15 protein-coding genes are annotated in these 17,581 nt (G+C 46.2%); 8 read left to right on the plus strand and 7 right to left on the minus strand.

The window, feature by feature from the left end; translation table 11 throughout:
- The first annotated feature begins 101 nt into the window (after positions 1–101).
- From AC0YN3_RS25535 to AC0YN3_RS25570, 8 genes are all read left to right on the plus strand, one after another.
- On the plus strand, positions 102–956 hold the full coding sequence (locus tag AC0YN3_RS25535) for an inositol monophosphatase family protein (protein WP_183570544.1): 855 nt from the start codon (positions 102–104) through the stop codon (positions 954–956).
- A gap of 72 nt (positions 957–1,028) precedes the next feature.
- A complete protein-coding gene (locus tag AC0YN3_RS25540) occupies positions 1,029–2,204 on the plus strand; it encodes a PQQ-dependent sugar dehydrogenase (RefSeq protein ID WP_475777741.1) in 1,176 nt (391 codons plus the stop codon).
- Positions 2,205–2,367: 163 nt separating this feature from the next.
- Positions 2,368–2,970 (plus strand): RNA polymerase sigma factor, encoded by a 603-nt coding sequence (locus AC0YN3_RS25545; RefSeq protein WP_475777742.1) that lies wholly within the window; start codon positions 2,368–2,370, stop codon positions 2,968–2,970.
- Complete coding sequence (locus AC0YN3_RS25550) at positions 2,897–4,216, plus strand: DUF4179 domain-containing protein (RefSeq protein ID WP_475777743.1); 1,320 nt, start codon at positions 2,897–2,899, stop codon at positions 4,214–4,216. The genes AC0YN3_RS25545 and AC0YN3_RS25550 overlap by 74 nt, the downstream gene beginning before the upstream one ends.
- A gap of 149 nt (positions 4,217–4,365) precedes the next feature.
- On the plus strand, positions 4,366–4,827 hold the full coding sequence (locus AC0YN3_RS25555) for a DIP1984 family protein (protein WP_475777744.1): 462 nt from the start codon (positions 4,366–4,368) through the stop codon (positions 4,825–4,827).
- Positions 4,828–5,130: 303 nt separating this feature from the next.
- Positions 5,131–6,066: a phosphotransferase family protein gene (locus AC0YN3_RS25560; protein ID WP_475777745.1), complete on the plus strand. Its 936-nt coding sequence runs from the start codon at positions 5,131–5,133 to the stop codon at positions 6,064–6,066.
- A gap of 297 nt (positions 6,067–6,363) precedes the next feature.
- A complete protein-coding gene (locus tag AC0YN3_RS25565) occupies positions 6,364–7,212 on the plus strand; it encodes a stalk domain-containing protein (protein ID WP_475777854.1) in 849 nt (282 codons plus the stop codon).
- A 23-nt stretch (positions 7,213–7,235) separates the two neighbouring features.
- Positions 7,236–8,162 carry a phosphotransferase family protein gene (locus AC0YN3_RS25570; protein ID WP_475777746.1) on the plus strand — a complete coding sequence of 309 codons (927 nt, stop codon included), beginning with the start codon at positions 7,236–7,238 and terminating at the stop codon, positions 8,160–8,162.
- A gap of 128 nt (positions 8,163–8,290) precedes the next feature.
- On the opposite strand, the gene AC0YN3_RS25575 is transcribed toward AC0YN3_RS25570, so the two are convergent.
- The 7 genes from AC0YN3_RS25575 to AC0YN3_RS25605 form a co-directional block, all read right to left on the minus strand.
- The gene (locus tag AC0YN3_RS25575) at positions 8,291–9,802 is read right to left on the minus strand and encodes an ABC transporter substrate-binding protein (protein ID WP_475777747.1); all 1,512 of its coding nucleotides are present in this window, start codon (positions 9,800–9,802) and stop codon (positions 8,291–8,293) included.
- A 62-nt stretch (positions 9,803–9,864) separates the two neighbouring features.
- Positions 9,865–10,626 (minus strand): response regulator transcription factor, encoded by a 762-nt coding sequence (locus AC0YN3_RS25580; RefSeq protein WP_475777748.1) that lies wholly within the window; start codon positions 10,624–10,626, stop codon positions 9,865–9,867.
- Positions 10,601–12,364: a sensor histidine kinase gene (locus AC0YN3_RS25585; RefSeq protein WP_475777749.1), complete on the minus strand. Its 1,764-nt coding sequence runs from the start codon at positions 12,362–12,364 to the stop codon at positions 10,601–10,603. Before AC0YN3_RS25585 ends, AC0YN3_RS25580 begins: the two co-directional genes overlap by 26 nt.
- Before the next feature lie 237 nt (positions 12,365–12,601).
- Entirely contained in the window at positions 12,602–14,107 is a 1,506-nt protein-coding gene (locus tag AC0YN3_RS25590; RefSeq protein WP_475777750.1) for an ABC transporter substrate-binding protein, read from the minus strand.
- Between the two features lie 87 nt (positions 14,108–14,194).
- Positions 14,195–15,124, minus strand: a complete 930-nt coding sequence (locus tag AC0YN3_RS25595; protein WP_475777751.1) for a carbohydrate ABC transporter permease — start codon at positions 15,122–15,124, stop codon at positions 14,195–14,197.
- Between the two features lie 12 nt (positions 15,125–15,136).
- Positions 15,137–16,093 (minus strand): ABC transporter permease, encoded by a 957-nt coding sequence (locus tag AC0YN3_RS25600; protein WP_475777752.1) that lies wholly within the window; start codon positions 16,091–16,093, stop codon positions 15,137–15,139.
- Positions 16,094–16,938: 845 nt separating this feature from the next.
- Positions 16,939–17,520 (minus strand): CGNR zinc finger domain-containing protein, encoded by a 582-nt coding sequence (locus AC0YN3_RS25605; protein WP_475777753.1) that lies wholly within the window; start codon positions 17,518–17,520, stop codon positions 16,939–16,941.
- Between the last annotated feature and the right edge of the window lie 61 nt (positions 17,521–17,581).

Below are 17,581 nucleotides of genomic sequence, written 5' to 3' on the forward strand. Positions count from 1 at the left end.
GTGGAGTAATCATAGGCGAAACTTGCGTGAAGCTTCATACGTAGTAGAGGATAACATGGTTTTTTGTTCGAGAATTTACATAGAGGGAAGAGTGATGGATCGTGAGTGACCAGAACAATGCTTCCGTCGTTGGCGGGAAAAGCTTTACTGCTGTCGCAATCAACTGTGCGTCCAAAGCAGGAGAATGGATTAAGACGAAGCTTGGCAATTATGCGAGCCTTGATATAAAGTATTCCTCGCATGACTTGGTGACCGAGATTGATAAAGGCTCGGAGCGCTTGATCAAAAATTTAGTCATGACTCATTTCCCGCATCATTCCTTTTTGGGTGAAGAAGGCGTGGAGCCAGGGCCGGAGGCTTCGGCTAAGGCGCTTGCAAATATCCGGGACGCGGAATATTTGTGGATCGTCGATCCGATCGACGGAACGACTAACTTTGTTCACGGCTTTCCGTTTTTCTGCGTATCAATCGCGCTCGCTTATAAGGGTGAGGTTATCGTTGGCGTAGTGTACGATCCGATGAAGGATGAGCTGTTCGTCGCTGAGAAGGGCAAGGGAGCCTACGTCCACGGCAAAAGAATGCAAGCATCGAAGGATGAAACGCTGAGAGGCAGCTTGGTGGCAACGGGCTTGCCCGCTGACCACCACTACGCGCTGCCGTTAAATCTGAAAGGCATCCAAGCGATTGCTCCGCAGGTTAGGAACCTGCGGATCGCCGGGTCTGCTGCGCTGCACCTGGCGTATGTGGCAGCGGGACGCTTGAGCGGATTCTGGGAGATCGGGCTTAGCAGCTGGGACTTAGCAGCTGGAACATTGCTTGTACAGGAGTCTGGCGGGATCGTAACCGACACGATGGGCAAGCCTTATGATTTGGGCGTTCGCAATGTCGTAGCTACCAATGGCCATATTCAAGATGAGTTGGTTGCGGCTCTTGCCGCGTCGAACGCAAACGAATAAACGAATGGGACAGCGTACTGCGACACTCGCAGCTGCGGTGTCCTTCTCTGTTTAGAGGAGGAGTCAATCCAAATGACCGCAAAAAAACGAATTGCTGCAATGATTATGACGACCCTATGCCTAGGAATGCTTGCTGCTTGCGAATCGAACGAAACAAAGGAGGCACAGCCGGCCACTGAGGTGCCGGCTGTGACCGCGACAGAGCTACCCAAAGAAACAGATAACGCCACGGAAACGACTGAGCCTGATACGACTGATCCTGAAATGGGCGATGAACCCTATACCGTGCTTGCAGAGGAGTTGCGCGTCCCATGGGTTATTGCATTTCATGAGGATATTGTCTATATAAGCGAACGCGAAGGGAACATCGTAAAGGTCGATGGCACGCAGATGACGCGCCAATCCGTCCATTTGAAGAAAAACGTACAAGGGGTAGGCGAAGGTGGCTTCCTCGGGTTTGTATTAAGCCCGGACTTCGCGGAGTCGAAGACAGCTTATGCCTATCATACCTATGAGGAAAAGGGACGTCTTCTGAACCGTGTCGTTCTTCTCGAACAAAGCGGCGACCAGTGGAACGAAATGGAAGCTTTGCTTGAGGGCATACCCGGAGCCGCTAATCATGACGGGGGAAGAATGGCTTTTGGCCCGGACAAGCAGCTGTATGTAACGACGGGAGATGCGCAGCAGCGGGAGCTTGCTCAGGACATAAACAGTTTAGCGGGTAAAATATTAAGGATGACGCCGAGCGGGGGAATACCGGAGGATAATCCTTTCCCGGACTCCTACGTTTATTCTTACGGGCATCGCAATCCGCAGGGCTTGGTATGGAATGACGAAGGCATCTTGTTCAATACTGAGCACGGTCCTTCAGGCAATCCGGGAGGGCATGATGAAATTAATTTGATCGAAGCGGGAGGGAACTACGGTTGGCCCGCCATATACGGGGATTCAACCGCAAAAGGCATGATTGCGCCAATCTACCATACCGGCGAAGAGGCGATTGCTCCTTCGGGCGCCACGCTTGATGCGGGCAATCGCATGCTGATCGCTACCTTAGTGGGCGGTGCGCTGTATCGTTATGATCCAGCTACCAAAGAGATGAGTGTCGTATTTGAAGGCGAGGGAAGACTTCGGGACGTGAAGCTAAAGGACGGACGCGTGTATGTGATTACGAATAACACCGATGGACGAGGCACGCCTTCACAGAATGATGACAGGCTTTTACTGCTCAGGGATCTAAATAAGTAGTAAAGGATCGATTGAATAAATTCGGTGTTGCTTTGCTTTATACACCTCCGCAACCACTTAGGGATAGGAAAACTTCCCTATGACTTGGTTGTGGAGATTTTTTTTGTAGATAATGAACTTTATTAGCCCGTGGGATCTCTTATTTATGAAAAGGGGTGAGAACGTGAATATAAGCCGTCTTGTTAAACAAGCCCAAAGAGGCAACAAGGAAGCTTTACTACAACTAATCATAGCCGATCAAGACGCTTATTATCGACTTGCCTACAGCTATATGAGAAATGAGCATGACGCGATGGATGCAATGGAAGACATGATTGTTACGCTGTACGAGAAACTGGACCAATTGAAAAAGGGCGAAGCCTTTTACAGCTGGAGCAAAACCATTCTCGTCAATCGCTGCAAAACCATCCTCCGCGGCAAGGAACGATTTGTTCCGCTGGAGGGCGAGGGTGAACCCTCGATTGCTGCATGGGCAGACGATGATCCATACCGCGCTACGGAGTCTGAGATGGACATGGAGGTGCTGCTCTCTCATCTGAATGAGCGGCAGAGGGAAGCAATTGAGCTTCGTTACGTACATGATCTTCCTTACCAGACAATTGCGGATATGACCGGTACGCCGCTAGGCACAATCAAATCAAGAATTTCGCAGGGCATACAAAAGCTGAAAACCATGATCGGAGGTGATCGTTATGAAAACGATCGAGGAGAGATTACAGGAGCACAAGCAGAGCTTGAATATCGTACAGGCCCCGTCAAAACTTGAGGACAGGCTTCGACATGCGCTTGAGCATGTGCCCGCTAAGAAAAGAAAGATAAACAGAGCGATGACATGGGTTGCAGCATCGGCGGCAGCGCTCCTTCTCATTGTCGGGACTTATCAATATCCTGCATTTGCTTATTACGGAGGTAAGCTGTTAAATAAAATCGAGCTGAGTTCTCTAAGCTTTTCTGAGGTGGCGGAGCAAGGCTACGGACAAACGGTCAACAAAAGAAAAACGCTTGCAGACGGCACGGTCATTACCATTAACGGGGTCATTGCAGACGATAACGGAATGTTAATGTATTACACCATCGATCGGCCCTCAGGCTCCATATATACGGACGATCGTTCCACACGTTACGGCGTAGGTCAAATGAAAGGATTTTTGACGAATTCAAGCCCGAAAGAAGGAGGCGGCAATCACAGCAAAGACGAGACCCATTTCGAGGGCGTATATAAATTCGAGCCGGTCAGCCCGTTCGCCAGAACGTTAACCGTTACCTTTGACGAGTGGGTAGAAAATGGAGAGAAGGCATTGTATCCGATTTCCTTCAAGTTTGATGCAAATAAAGCGATGAACAGTTTGCTTAAAGAGGACATCTCGAAATCTGTTTCTGTCGATCAGGGGACAGTCTATTATGACTCCATTACGGCGTCACCCACCTCAACCGTTGTGAAGGGACATTATGAAATGGAGTATGAGGGATCCCCGAGATTTCCAGGAGAAACAGAGCTTTATGTGAATGGAACGGAAATAAAATCATGGGGAATGAGGTCGGAACGTTTCAATGAAGAGGGCGACACGGGATTTGAACTTGAATTTGACGTTCTTCCGACAGACAAGCTTGAAAAGATTGAACTTGTATTTAAAAATTTCCCCGGATACCAAAAAGTAGAAGAACCGATTTCCCTAGCTTCTCCTTCGGATCTATCGATCAAAATCGGCGAAGAAAAGATATGGATTCGAAGCGTCACAAAAAACGGTTCAGGTTATGATATTGTAATTGCCAGAAAACAATTTACATTCATAGAAACGGAGAATTTAGCCATTCAAGCCGGAGACATGGAGATCCCCGTATCTGCCATTTCCACTCCGCGTCCTTGGGATCTGAAAAACGGAAACATCCTGTGGGAGCAGACTTATTCTTTTAAAACAATGGAGAAACCGGAGCAGTTGCTTATAGATGGATTTCAGTATATTAAAAAATACGATAAGACCATATCCATACCTGTAACTGCTAAAAAATAAAATCTTCGTCATATGACAGCTATTTTAGCTCATTTGCTGCTTAAGTTTTAATTCGTATATTGAATACGAAAAATGAATTGGCAAAAATAATATATATTGGTATATTTGGTTTATTGTATTTGTTCATAAGATAGCGGAGGGGATTAGCGATGAGACTTGCGGAAGCGCTTGTCATGCGAGCGGACTGCCAACGGAGGGTTGCTCAGATTAAGCAGCGTCTTGGGCGAGTTATAAAGGTACAAGAAGGAGAGAAGCCTCCGGAATCGCCAACCGAGCTGCTGGATGAATTAAGAAGAACGCTGGATGATTTGGCCGTCTGGGTGAAGAAGATTAATAAGACGAACGCCTTAATCGCGTTCGATACGAGCATAAGCTTAGCAGATGCATTGGCGGAACGTGACCGCATCATGCAGCATCGGAATATTCTGAATGAATTGCTTAACGAAGCATCGATTAAGCAGGAACGATACAGCCGGCAAGAAGTGAAATTCCACACGACCATTGAGATTGCTGGGCTGCAAAAAGAAGTAGACGAGCTTTCCAGAAAATACCGCGAGTTGGACTTCAAGATCCAAGAGAAAAACTGGAGCACGGATTTGCTGGATAGCTAAACAAGTTGGTAGCCGAAATCGTACAGGCGAGCACAACCCGCCAACGGGTAGTTGGACCTTAAGTAGATGCAGGGCCATATCTACAAACATAATAAATTAGCCCAATAATGTAACAAGATTGCGCGATAGCATGTAACTAGGCTGTATATGTTTTAATGTAACTACCACGTGCTGATGTATCGATTAGGTGAGGGCGGGTTCGGGGACTTGTTCATTTGTATTTGATGAGACAGTAGGCATTTAGCTGATCTGTCTTTTTTTATAGCTGAAGAAGTAAGGCACTTGAAGGGGATGAAAGAAACGATGGAAGATTCCGTAGTTACGCAAGCAGAACGGATTGCAGGCGATTTTCTTCTCGAACAAGTAAAAGCATCCTACCAGATCATAGGGAAAGGCTTCGTAAATCAGGTTTGCGTTGTCGAAACAGTGAGCCGAAAGGTCGTTGTTCGCATGAACGAAGCAAGTACATATCCAAGCTATGTGAAAGAAAAATGGTGCATGGAACAGGCTTCCGCAATTGGCATTCCCGGTCCTGAGGTGTTGTCCATCGGCATCGCTGATGAAACCGCATATATGATTCAATCCTTTGTTGATGGAGACAACGGGTTAGATAGTACGGTTCTCAAGTCCACTGTCTGGAGGCAGCTCGGCCAATATGCCAAGCGTATTCATTCGATTCAAGTGAAGGGATATGGGGAAATTCTGATTGACCCGGTCCATGGCGTATTTGAATCGCCTTCCCATGCAGGATCGGACGGCAGTTGGGTAGGGTATGTGCAGTATAATATCAATAGCTTGACAGAGTATGACCGGTTGATCGAGCTTGGAGTAATTACTCAGAAACAATCAGTGAGAGTGCGACTATTGTTTGAGAGTTTAAAGAAAGCAACGTTCCGCTTTGGATTAATCCATGGAGATATCTCATTGAAGAATGCGATTGTTAATGATACGGGACAAGTCATATTATTGGACTGGGGCAATGCAGAAGTAAGAACGGTACCGCATGGAGATATTATTGCGGTGATGCAGAATCAGATGCTAGACGGAGATCCGAATAAAGAAGAATTCAACGCATTTCTAGACGGTTTCGGTATAAGGGAAGAAGAACTTGCCGACATGAGGAATTTGCTGCTATTAAAAGCGTTTGATAACCTGAGGTGGGCTATTGACCAAAGCCCGGACCGGATTGAATCCTACGCTGCGATCGCGAAGCAAGTTGTTAACATGATTATAGATTAACAGAAATTTAGCGGTGTTAATGCTGTTCAGGTTAAACGGCAAACGGCAAACTACACATTTAAATATTCTTCCGATCGCCATTGCTCAGGGATTCCTTTGAATCAACGAAGAGAGGCCCTAATCCCTTCACAAAAACGACCGCTGACGCTTCTCCAGAATCATTTAAATGCTCCGTTTTAAAGAAATCAGCAAGAGACCAAAATCAAAAACAAGCGTTGCAAAATAGCTCTCTGCAACGCTTGTTTAATGCGAATTACTTCTTATCACCTAATATAATTAAAAAAGGAGTTATCCATGATGAAAAAAACATGCTTTGGTTTTTTTGTTGCGATCCTTTTATTTATTACAGCTTCAACTGCTTATGCAGCAGCCATTCAAATCAAAATTGATGGAGTTACTATTGCATCCGATGCGTTGCCTGAAATGAAAAACAAACGCATAATGGTGCCTCTTCGTGCGATTAGTGAAAATTTGGGCGCAAACGTCAATTGGTCGAATTCAGCGGTTATTCTCGCTAAAAACGATATGAACGTAATCGTATCGCTAAACAGTAGTACAGCGGTGAAGAACGGTGAGAAAGTACCGCTTGACGTAAAACCTTATATGAAAAACAATCGCATGTTTGTTCCGCTTCGTTTTATTGCAGAGACGTTTGAATGCAACGTTAATTACAGTAAATTAGCAGTGATTGTCGACACTAAACCACTTCTCATAGACGGTGTACAGGTGAAAACCATGCAACAAGAATACCATATGATCATGGGCGGCGTAGTACAGCAAATGAATGGGAATGCATATATCGAGGCGAGCTATCGTACCTTTGTGAAAAACAAAGGCGAAATGGTCGCAGCCCCTGCTAACTATTCATGGAGTCTTCAGCTTGAAATACTTGGGTCTTATTATAAAAACGGTCAATATGATTTTGAAGACCATAAAGGGAACAGGTTAGCAAGCTTTGATATTTATACTTTAACTCACTCGTATCCTGTTGAGGCATTGTCAGGATACCCCGAAATTTTAATGCATGACGTTAAGGAAGATGAATGGTTTTTGTTTAGTGAATCCGCATTGCAATCCATCAATCATATCATGGGCACCGCTGTGAAAAATGGTTTTCTGACGACTATTAGCAATACAGTTGCGTAAAGCGAAAAAGTGAGGTATGAGCAATGACTGCATATGAGAAACCAAGCTTGGATATAAGCGAGGTTGAAAGAGTATTAAAGACTCAGCTAGGTTCTAACGTGGCAGAGATAACGCCAATGGCAGGCGGCAACTTGAGCAGTGTTTTCTCTTTTAACAATGAAGGGAAAGGATACGTCATTAAGTTTAGTGACATGGAAGGCGCATATCAGACGGAACGTTATATTTCAGATATGCTTTCTAGGCAGGGGATTCCATTCCCCAGATGCCTTGGACAAGGGAAAGCCGGACTTCTGGCATATTCTATCCTGGAACGGATGGATGGCCGCAATCTTGCGGATTTCTCAGCGGAGGAGCAAACCCGCCAGGTTCCGGAGCTTATCAAAATATTGACGCGCCTAAACCATGTGGATCTCGGGCAAACAAGCGGATATGGGTGGATAGGGCCTACAGGCGACGGAGCATACCGGACATGGAAGGACTATTTGGTTGCGGCATTCTCGGAGGAACAGACAGGGGGCTTCTGGGATAATTGGCATGAATTATTCCAAAACACGTGTTTAGAAAAAGACGTCTTTGATGAATGCTATAGCCGCTTGATGGCGTACTCACCTTACAATGAACCGCATCGTTACTTTATCCGTGGGGACTTTCATCAATGGAATATCCTATCCGACGGCACGCGTATTACCGGTATTATTGATGGCAACTGCGCATATGGAGATTTTCTTGTCGATCTCGCCATTCTCGATAGACATATGGAGGGGCGTGAAGTCATTCGAAATTATCAAGACTACCAAGAAAAAGCGGGAATAATGATTCCGAATTTCGAAGAGAGATTAATAGGAGCATATTATTTTAAAGGAATGGACGGACTTCGTTTTTATGCAAAAATGGGGTGGGAGGATGCTTATTACAGTACGCGCAACTTTCTTCTCCGTTTAAACAGCTGAGTCGCTTTATGATTATAGGCTCTAAATAGGGATTTTTGAAAATACGTTATCCGATGGCACATAAAACAGCGACAGCTAGACCGTATTCACCCGGTCATGGTTGTCGCTGTTTCTATTAGCAGGGTAGTTTATTGGGATGCGGAAGCTGCTAACGCACTTGTCGCATTACGCCGTGCATCCAGCTGTTTCTGTACTTCCTTTATTACCTGTTCGATGCCTGCTTGCTTTAGCTCCTCATTAAATTTGGGTAGGATCGAGTCAACATCGACGGTACCCGTCATGAGGCTCGGATAGTATTTTTTCCAAATCATCTCAATGTTTTCGATTTGGGCGGACAGCTTGGATAGATCGGGAGTGAAGCCGAGAACGGTCGACTTGACTGCTTCAGCGTTGTATTTGCGGAATTGCTCCCATTTATCGAGTGGTTCAGGGTTATCGCCGCCCATGGTTTTCAGGATAAACCAGTTGCCCTGCGTATATTGCACGCCTGCATAGCTTGCTGGCGCATCCGGAATGGGGTCGCCTTGGCTGTCCTTACCTGGAATGGGAATCGCTTGCCCTTGTTCGCTCAGCGTGTAATGCACCCCTTCAATCCCATAATTGAATAGGTTGCGTAGTTCAGGGTCGGTATTGAGCAGATTCAGAAATTTAATACATGCAATGGGATGCTTGGTGTTGGCATTAACGGCCATGATTCCGCCACGGACCGATTCCGTGGTGACGACGCTAGGAGTTACGGGATTCGATACAACCTTGTAGCCGCGATCCTTGCTCCAAGTCGTCTCCGAGATGGGGCCGCCGCCGGAGGACTTCCAGAACACCTTATCCCCACGCTTGAGTCCGCCTGGCTCCCGCAGCGCAGCGTCTTCGTTAATGAAGCCCTCTTTATAATAACGCCTTAATGTGTCCAATACCTGCCGGGCTTCTTGAGTCTCGAAGATATTGACAACTTTCGCGCTTGCATCCAGTGATTTTACCATTAACGGAACTTTGTTGTTCACAATGTATTCGTAGCCATAGAGCGCGAAAAAATTGTGGGAATCCCGGTCCAATTCCATCGGAATGTATGCAGGCTCATGCTCTTGAACCATCCGGAGCAAAGGTTCAAGCGATTCGAGCGTATTGTATTCGGTAATGTCGATATCGTACTTTTTCACGATTGAAGCGGGGTACATCCAATGATCACGCACGGCAAGCTCTTTATTGGTCGGTACCCCATAGATGCCTCCGTCATTCATTTGCAGCCCTTGCCAGAAGGTTGGGTCAATGGCATCGTACAGATCCTTGCCCAGGCTTGTAAGATAGTCATTCAGTCTTAGCCATGCGCCGCGCATAGCGGTGTTTGCATAGTTGGGTGCAAATGCAATGTCGAAAGGAGTGCCTGCGGAAATAAGCGTGTTCAGCCGGTCTTCATACTCCTGCCACCCAATCTTTATATAAGTGATCGTCACGCCAATTTTACGAGCCATGATTTCATTGATTTTATCATTGACGAGCTTCAGATCCTTGTCTGGCTCTCCAATCGTGTAATAAATCAGATTTACGGTTTCACCATACTCTTTATCATCGATATTTCTGCCAGGCTGCCGGGAGCAGCCGGTTGAATACGCTGTGAGCAGCAGTATAATACTGATCGCCATGAAGATTCTACTGTATCTAGAGCGCTTTAGCATCCATATTCTCCATTCTGCCTTGATCGTTATTATCCTTTTCCCCGCAGATCAGAGGGAGATTTCCCGAAAAAGCTTTGAAAGTGAGTATAGAAGTAGTTGAGATTGTTGTAGCCTACGGAAACGGCGATCGAAGAAATCTTCTCATCCGATGATTGAATGCGTTCTTGTGCGAGCAGCATCCGGTACGCCATGAGGTATTCCGAAAATTTCATTCCGGATTCTTTAAGGAATAATTGGCCGAGATAGGTGCTGTTCATCTGGAAGAGCTCCGCGACTGATTTCAAGGTAATATTCTGAGCATACTCGCTCTTGATCATCAGCAGTATGCGGTTGACCAGCTTGGATAAGCGGTCATAGCTTACACCAAGTACCGGATCCTTGTTCAAGCTCTCGCAGCTTATATTGCCTATCGTACCACCCAGATCTTCAACAATAATTTTCTCGATCACTTGCTGCAGCTTCGTACGATCCAAAGGCTTGAGCAAATAATCTTTAACGCCACAACGAATGGCCTCTTGGGCATACTTGAATTCACTATAACCGCTCATGATGACATACTTGGTAGGAATTTGGAGCTCGTTCAGTCTTTGGATCGCTTCGTAGCCAAGATCCTTGCCAACGCAGACATCAAAGATCGCGACATCCGGCAGCAGGTCCACGACCTTAGACATGGCCACCTCGGTAGATTCGCAGGTATCTATTCGACTGAAACCGTATTGTTTCCAGTCTAGAATTCGCTTCATGCCCTCCAAAATCTGCGGTTCGTCATCCATGATCAGCAGTTTGTACATCTTCAATCACCTCTTTTGGAATCCGTACAGAAATCTTCACTCCAGCTTCCTCATTGTTTCCAATCTCTATGGAAAAGCTTTTTCCATAAAAGAAGTGAAGCCTTGTGTATACGTTGCGCAAGCCGATGCTCTCGGAGGAATTGTCATCTTGGTTAGACAGTGTGGTTCGTACCGCATGTAAACGCTCCGATTGAATGCCGCGCCCATTATCCACGAATTCTAACACATAACAATGTTCAGCTTCCCAGCCGTTCACGATATACAAGTTAAACGCATTGCTAGCGTTAAAGCCGTGGATGAAAAAGTTTTCAGCCAAGGGCTGCATCCAAAATTTCACGGTGGGAATCGAGAGTAGCGCCGGGTCCACATTGACTTGATAAAAAAAACGTTCCGGATATTTAAACTCCATAATCTCTAAGTACTTCTGCAGCAACTCAAGCTCGCTTGCCAGCGTTATAATATTTTCCTTTTTGACTATTTCGCGATAGAGGGCCCCTAAGGTAGCGATGGCATCAGCGGTATCCCTATCCTGGTTAACGAGAGCGGTGGAACGTATGACCTCTAGCGTATTATATAGAAAATGAGGGTTAATCTGATTTTGGAGTGCTTTCATCTCGGTTTCTTGCTGCTTTAGTTTAAGCAAATATTCATTCCGGATATGCTTATCGAGCTGCTGAATCATATCGTCCAATTCCCTTGCGATCATCCCGTACTCGTTGCGACGGTAACGGGCAGGGCGATTAGGCGTGAAATTGGCTGTCTTGACGCGTCCTATCGATTGAATGATGCGGTGCAGGAAGCGGGAATCGTCCCGCATATTGTACACGATGAGCAAGAGTACGCTAATCATGGTTGTTAATACGATCAGGAAAATAGTGATCAGCATCTTGGCATGCTGCCGGATGAGCATGGACAAATCAACGATGCTGACGAATTTGAAATTGAACTTTGTGGACGGGAAGGCGATAAAAAAGCTATGTTCAAAAAGTCCCCTGGAAATATAACCATGACTGCGTCCATTCGCTACCGCTAGACGGGATAATTCGTTCATGTCTGGGTCCTGTCCGTTACCGATCAGGTAGATCTCGCCGGAAGCGCTAACGGCAGCAGCCTCTCCCAATCGATAATTTTGTATGGATTTAAAAATTCGTTCACTGCTGACCAAGAAGCGAAGTTCCCCTAATTCCTTAGAGCCGAGCGCCAGATCCGATAGTTTCTTGCGATATACGAAGCCATTCAGAATGGTATCGTTGAAAGCTTCATCCGTATTCGGCAGGCCGAACTTGAAGCTTGCAATGCCGTTATCGTTAAAGTGCACGACATTGCCATACTGGCTGGTATGCAGGCTAACCTGCGTGATTCCGCCTTGCGCCCAGCTGTAAAGGTAGGTTTTAATATCCTCCGGGAAGGATACGAGCGGCTGCGAGAATTGGCTGTATTGCAGACTATTGGTTAAGTAGCCTTCGGCACTGCTGCTTAAAAAACTGCGAGCATCATCCATCAGACCATGATTGGAGTAAATACGCTGCATGTAAGCCTCGATTCGATCAGCATCATACTGAAGCTCATTCTCTACGCCCGCGAAAGCATTAGCAGCTTCTAAACGGGCATCGCCAACCCATTGATTCAGCAGCATGGCACAGGTCAGAATGCCAAGGGCGAGTCCAATGGCCACGACGAAGATGACATAGGCGATAAACTTGTAGCGATAAATTTTGATTTGTAAAAAAGAGCTCATTCGACACCTCAATTGCTGCAGCATGCTCTAAAGTAAGCGTTTACCTTACAACTGTAACATGATTAAGCAAAGCTTCATAGATAGCAAGAAAAAGCATCCCCTACCGAGGTATCTCAATAAGGGATGTTTATTAAACATATAGGAAAATCTTTCGTTTCGCCATGCTATCTCTAATATTTCTTGGGATGAATCGGGCAGGCGCCGCCAAAGGACGGCGATAGCCCGATTCACCTTGGCTTACTTGAAATAGCTATTAATTTGCTCTTGCGCGGCTGCCATAATCGTGTCCATGCCAGCGGACTTTAATTCAGCCGTTAGCTTCGGAATCACTTTCTCGGGATCGGAAGCGCCAGTAATGAGTTCATATTTGTATTTATCCCATACGGATTGGCAATTCGCTACTTCCGTCTGAAGATTGCTGATGTCCAGCGCGAATCCTAGCAGAGTGGAGGAAGTCGCGGCATCGTTCAGCTTCTTAACTTGATCCCATTGATCCTCTGGAGCACCTTTGGTAACGGCTAGGTTAAAGAACGTAGCTTGGGAATAAGCAGCCAGCGGCCAAGTATCGGAAGTACGCTCGATTACCTTTTCGCCATCGACGTTTTTATAGTCTACGTCCAGCTCACCAAAGGCCAGCATATTGCGCAGCTTTGGATCTGTGTTAACTAATTCAAGGTACTTCAATGCTTCATTCTTGTATTTCGAATTCGCGGAGATAGCGTTCAAGGAGCCTTGGATCGTGCTCGTTGTATAAATAGGTCCGAAGTGCTGAACCATGTCATACTTTTGAACGGCATCATTGATTTGCCAGCTTACTTCCGCGCCTGGGAATGCCTGCGCCGCAAAGAATGGCCTGCCTTTGTCGTTCTCCGTTTTAGTCGGAGCATCGGGATTGATGATGCCATCCTGATACCATTGGTGCAGGAGCTTCAGATCGGCCATAATATCAGCCTGCTCAAGAACAGAGACAACCGTGCGTGACGCATCGTCTGTTTTGACGCCAATCGGCGAGAAGCCTAGCGTTAAATCGTCATAATTGTTAAAGAAACCGTTCAAGCCTTCGCCTTGCGTCATTGGCAACGGGTAGAAGCTCTTGCCTTCGCCGGACTTTATGCTGTGCAGAGGCGCATCAAGGTCCTGCAGTGTTTTGATGTTGTTGATATCGATATTGTATTTTTGCACGTATTTATCATCGTACACCCAATATTGCGTTAACGCAGAATCCTTATAGGTAGGAACGGAATAATATTTGCCACCAATTTTCGTGCCATCCCATACCTTTTCCGGAATCAATTTGTATAAGTCAGGGGTTTCGCTTTGAACTAGGTCCGTGATATCGGCAAAAGCGCCCATTGCCACCTGTTTGCTGTATTTGCCGCTGTTCGTGAACATAATGTCGAAGGGCTCGCCCGTATTTACAATCGTGTTTATTTTGGTATCCCATTCACCCCAGCTGGCTACTTTAATGTCGATCTTCACGCCAATTTTCTCGGCTGTGTATGCATTCATGGCGTCGATAGCTTTGCTGAAGTTGTTCGGCACTTGGCCGCCGATGGTCCACCAGACGAGCGTCGGAATATCCTTGCTAGGCGTTTCCGTGTCCTTTGGTGCATCTGTAGCTTCGTTCGTTGCATTAGCAGCATTTGTTGCAGCCGGTGAATTCGAGCCGGAGCAGGCTGCTAAGGCAGCCACCAGCAGCGTGAGCGTACAGAGCATAGAGATGAGCTTCCAAGATTTCTTCATTTCATTTCCCCCTTATTGAAGTTGTATCACCGTACGATCCGTAAGGTGATCTATCATAAACCAAGCGAGCTCGGCTTATTTCGTTGGTTATCCTTTGACAGCGCCGATCGTTAGTCCGGAAATAAAATATTTCTGGAAGAACGGATAGGCGAAGGCCACAGGCAGGACGATGATAATGGCAACAGCCATACGTGCAGATTCCTTCGGCATCGTTGCGACTAGCACGGCATAGCTAACGCCCATGCTTGCAGCATTTTTGGCAAGTGCATCGACGTTGCTCATCAAGCTGTTTAGCAAAGCCTGCAGCGAGTAAAGGTTCTGGTTGTCGATGTACAGCATCGATTGGAACCAGTCATTCCAATAAGAAAAGCAGAGGAACAGCCCGATTGTGGCTATGACCGGCAAGGATATAGGCAGGATGATGGAAAAAAAGATTCTCAGCTGGCTTGCGCCATCTATTTCAGCAGATTCAATCAGCCCATCGGGAATCGTGCTTTTGAAGAAGGTTTTACAAATGATTACGTTGAACGACGAGACGGCGAGCGGTAAAATAAGTGCCCAGACGCTGTCCTTCAGTCCTAATAAATTTGTGTTAATGAAGTAGCTGGATACGAGGCCGCCATTGAATATCATCGGGATGAACACGACCCAGGTCAGGAAACCATTGAGCTTGTAGGTTGGGCGAGAAAGCACGTAGCCCATGGAGGTGGTAAGCAACACGCCGAGCACAGTACCAACCACAGTTACAAGAGCCGATACGCCGAGCGCCCGCAGAATCATCGTACCCTGCTTGATTACATAGGCGTAGGCTTCTCCTGAAATGGCTACCGGGAGCAGATGATAGCCTGTCTCCCGTATGGAATCCTCGCTGGAGAATGATATGGATAGAACAACGATTACAGGTATGACGCAGAGCAGCGCCAATACGATAAATATCAGGTTGAAAAAGATGTTTACGACTTTGCTTGTACGGTTAAATTTCTCAAGGCCTGTTTCATAAGTCGTTTTCGTTGACATGGTCATACCTCCTTACATCATCGCGCTATCGGGATCGATTTTGCGAACAATCCAATTGGCGAGTAGAATAGTTGCACAACCCAGCACAGATTGTACGAATGCGGCAGCGGCTGCCATCCCCAATGTAGCGGATTTCAGTTGCTTATATACCATGACATCGATCGTGGTAGACACGTTGAACAACGAATTGGAATCTCGCGTGACCTGATAGAACAAGCCGAAATCGGTATAGAAGATACGTCCAACCGCCAAAATGAACAGCATGACAATAACGAGCTTGAGCATGGGCAATGTGATGTATCTCGTCTGCTGCCAAATGGAAGCGCCATCAATAACAGCTGCCTCATAGTAAGTGCTGTCAAGGCTTGTGATGGTTGCCAAATAGATGACCATGCCATAGCCTAAGCCCTTCCATACATTTAACAGGATGAGAAAGTAAGGCCAGTATGCCGGCTCCATGTACCAGTTAACAGGATCGCCGCCCATATTGACGAGCATATCATTGAGAATTCCTTTATCGAAGCTCAGGAACGCCCAGCCTACCGCAGAGACGACAACCCAGGATAGGAAATAGGGGAGGAACATCATCGTCTGATAGACTTTACTCGCTTTGCGGCTGTGGAGCAGCCTGATCATAATAGCGAGCAGGACGGGCAGCACGATACCGAGGACGATAAAAATAATGTTGTATCCAATGGTGTTTCGAATAATGATCCAAGCGTCATTCGACTTGAATAAAAACTCAAAGTTTTTGAAGCCTACCCAAGGACTATTAAATACGTTGCTCAAAAAACCGCCGCTAATCCTGAAGTTTTTGAAGGCAATAATGATCCCGAACATAGGCAAAAAACAAAACAGGATGTACCATATCGTCGTAGGCAATGCCAAAAGAGTGAGTTCCGTATCCTGCTTATGCCAACGAATTCGTAAGCGCTTTCTTTTTTCTTGGAGTTCAATTGTCGATTTCATGCCTTTTGCTCCTTTCGGTGCTGTCTTGGTTGTATTGCTCTTGTTGAGTTCATTGTATAGCAGGAAGATTCGATGCTTCTAGATAACAAACTTGATACTATAGTCAACAAACGTTAGATTCGAAAGATCATTTACAGAATTGTTGTACGATTCCATTCTATTGACGCGAACACAAGGTACTCACTAGTATTTAATGGGATAAGGCATTAATATCGTGAAATAATAAAATTTCTCGATTATGGCATTTTATGTAACAAATTAAGCGTTTGAAACGTTTGGAAATAGTGTAAGGTGTGGACCGCAGATATCCCGGTGCAAGAGTTGCGGAAGTACGAATAAGTCAAAGCAAAAGCCGAGGTGACTGAGATATTACATTCAAAAAAGTATCTACTTGCGTGGTTGATAAACTTACTGCTCATACTTATGTATTTTGTCTATTATCATTTGCTTCATGCTTCAAATGTTCCGATCCAGGATAGTTTGCTTATGTTTTTTCAGTATTATGTTGTGTTCGTTCTCATATTTGGCAGTCTTATTTATTTTGTTTGCAGCAGGCTAATCAAATCAAGAGCCATAAATATCATGCTATTTTCGATTGCACATGTAGTGTTCGTAATTTTACTTATTAATGAGCTTGTTCATCTGGATACTGGTAGTTTTTTCGAAAGAGCCCCTTAAAGGAGAAGGATACGGCGTACATAATTAGAAAAAACTCGCCGGAAACGGCGAGTTTTTATGTTGATAAGTATAGCTCCTACACCATTCGGAATTAATGGGCAGGTAGAGTTAACTCCGCCATTTGCATCATAAATGGGGACAAAGCTGAAAAGATTGTTTTATGGGGATCAGGTTTCGGACGCGCCCTGTATCGGTGCTCCTCCGGTTTTGGCGGCCTTTTGGCGTGCGCGGAACCGCCGGACCTTCATTAGGTTGCCGCACACTTTATCGTCGCAGAACCGTTTGGACCGATTCCGGGTTTCGTCGTAGTAAACCACCAGGCAATTCGGATTGCCGCAAATGCGCAAACGGGAGGGCTCGCCCTCTGTGAGTATGCGGCCGAAGGAAGCAGCCACCTCCGCTCGGATACGGGACCAGCCTGCTTGTAAAGGAATGGATTCCAGGCGATAACCTGAATCCGATCCCGCAATGCGCGGAATAATCGGTCCGCCCGACAGCGCCCTATTCAACCCCTCGAGATCGACGGGATCCGCGGACTCGCTCGCTGTTGATTTCTGGACGATATGGAGCATGTGTCCCCTCAACCGTTTCAACTCATCCAAGTCTTCGCCGGAAGGAACGCCCGGATAGGGAAGTTTGTGATCGGCCAGCCATCGCTCGAGCCATCCCGGCTTGTCCAGACGGTCTTCGGAATGGCCGCTGCCTCTCCAATCGTGATAGTCACTTTTCAGAAAATCGTCCCATAACATCGCGCCGCAACTCCCTTTTACATGTGGATTGTCCCTATTGTAACATCCAAATCATTCCTTA

This window comes from Paenibacillus sp. J22R232 (genome assembly GCF_056269165.1).

Bases quoted from the DNA above. Each gene is read 5' to 3' on its own strand.
- AC0YN3_RS25570 (WP_475777746.1), top strand. From the start codon at position 7,236: ATGACTGCATATGAGAAACCAAGCTTGGATATAAGCGAGGTTGAAAGA.
- AC0YN3_RS25560 (WP_475777745.1), top strand. From the start codon at position 5,131: ATGGAAGATTCCGTAGTTACGCAAGCAGAACGGATTGCAGGCGATTTT.
- AC0YN3_RS25595 (WP_475777751.1), bottom strand. From the start codon at position 15,124: ATGTCAACGAAAACGACTTATGAAACAGGCCTTGAGAAATTTAACCGT.
- AC0YN3_RS25590 (WP_475777750.1), bottom strand. From the start codon at position 14,107: ATGAAGAAATCTTGGAAGCTCATCTCTATGCTCTGTACGCTCACGCTG.
- AC0YN3_RS25575 (WP_475777747.1), bottom strand. From the start codon at position 9,802: ATGGCGATCAGTATTATACTGCTGCTCACAGCGTATTCAACCGGCTGC.
- AC0YN3_RS25580 (WP_475777748.1), bottom strand. From the start codon at position 10,626: ATGTACAAACTGCTGATCATGGATGACGAACCGCAGATTTTGGAGGGC.
- AC0YN3_RS25550 (WP_475777743.1), top strand. From the start codon at position 2,897: ATGAAAACGATCGAGGAGAGATTACAGGAGCACAAGCAGAGCTTGAAT.
- AC0YN3_RS25540 (WP_475777741.1), top strand. From the start codon at position 1,029: ATGACCGCAAAAAAACGAATTGCTGCAATGATTATGACGACCCTATGC.
- AC0YN3_RS25565 (WP_475777854.1), top strand. From the start codon at position 6,364: ATGAAAAAAACATGCTTTGGTTTTTTTGTTGCGATCCTTTTATTTATT.
- AC0YN3_RS25585 (WP_475777749.1), bottom strand. From the start codon at position 12,364: ATGAGCTCTTTTTTACAAATCAAAATTTATCGCTACAAGTTTATCGCC.
- AC0YN3_RS25605 (WP_475777753.1), bottom strand. From the start codon at position 17,520: ATGTTATGGGACGATTTTCTGAAAAGTGACTATCACGATTGGAGAGGC.
- AC0YN3_RS25555 (WP_475777744.1), top strand. From the start codon at position 4,366: ATGAGACTTGCGGAAGCGCTTGTCATGCGAGCGGACTGCCAACGGAGG.
- AC0YN3_RS25600 (WP_475777752.1), bottom strand. From the start codon at position 16,093: ATGAAATCGACAATTGAACTCCAAGAAAAAAGAAAGCGCTTACGAATT.